The organism is Pantoea stewartii subsp. stewartii, from assembly GCF_008801695.1.
In the GTDB taxonomy this organism is placed as follows: domain Bacteria; phylum Pseudomonadota; class Gammaproteobacteria; order Enterobacterales; family Enterobacteriaceae; genus Pantoea; species Pantoea stewartii.
On record NZ_VZPF01000204.1, the window covers coordinates 1 to 1,015 of the forward strand.

Consider the following 1,015-nt stretch of genomic DNA (forward strand, 5'->3'; position numbering starts at 1 on the left):
TCTGACGCTCAGTGGAACGAAAACTCACGCTAAGCAATGTTTTCTTCCTCCGACGCCTCTTTTAATGGCCGCAGATGCCCTTTCGTCACCAGTTCTGCCAGCGTAAAGGAATAATGGCCGAGCATATTGATATGTCCGTGGCAAAGCGGTGAGAGACGTGCGATATCTTCATCATTCACGGATTCACCCTGTTCCCGGAGATGATCCAGGGCAGCCTGCATATAAATAGTGTTCCATAGTACGATGGCATTAGTTACCAGCCCCAGTGCTCCCAGTTGATCTTCCTGACCGTCAGTATATCGCTTTCTTATCTCACCTTTCTGTCCGTGGCAGATCGCTCTGGCAACTGCATGGCGGCTTTCTCCCCGGTTAAGTTGAGTCAGAATGCGTCTGTGGTAATCTTCATCATCAATGTAATTAAGCAGATACAGCGTTTTGTTAATGCGTCCCACTTCAATGATTGCCTGAGTCAGTCCGGAAGGGCGCTCACTTTTCAGTAATGAACGTACCAGCACCGAGGCCTGAACTTTTCCCAGCTTGAGGGAACCCGCTGCACGGATCATTTCGTCCCACTGAAGGACTATTTTTCGGGGATCTGACTGCCCTCTGGCAATATCATTCAGCACTCCATAATCGGCGTCATTGTCCATGCGCCAGAAAACCGAAGCACCAGCATCAGCATCAGCCAGGCGCGGGGAAAACTGGTATCCCAGCAGCCAGAAAAGGCCAAAGACAAGATCGCTGGCCCCTGCGGTATCGGTCATAATTTCGGTGGGATTCAGCCCGGTCTCCTGTTCCAGAAGGCCTTCCAGCACAAAGATAGAGTCCCTCAGTGTCCCCGGTATAACGATGCCATGAAAACCGGAATACTGATCGGACATAAAGTTGTACCAGGTGATCCCCCTGCTATGACCGAAATATTTGCGGTTTGGGAAACAGACAGTATGGCCTGGTGGGAGCGAAGCTACAAAATGCGACAAACCAGTGCGGTGCCTGCAACTACCTTAATTGCTTT

General features: G+C 50.5%; 1 pseudogene. It reads right to left on the bottom strand.

Annotated features, from left to right (window positions below):
* Window positions 1-29: 29 nt before the first annotated feature.
* A pseudogene (locus tag F7Q90_RS25720) lies at window positions 30-929 on the bottom strand (Tn3 family transposase); the annotation flags it as partial.
* Window positions 930-1,015: the final 86 nt, after the last annotated feature.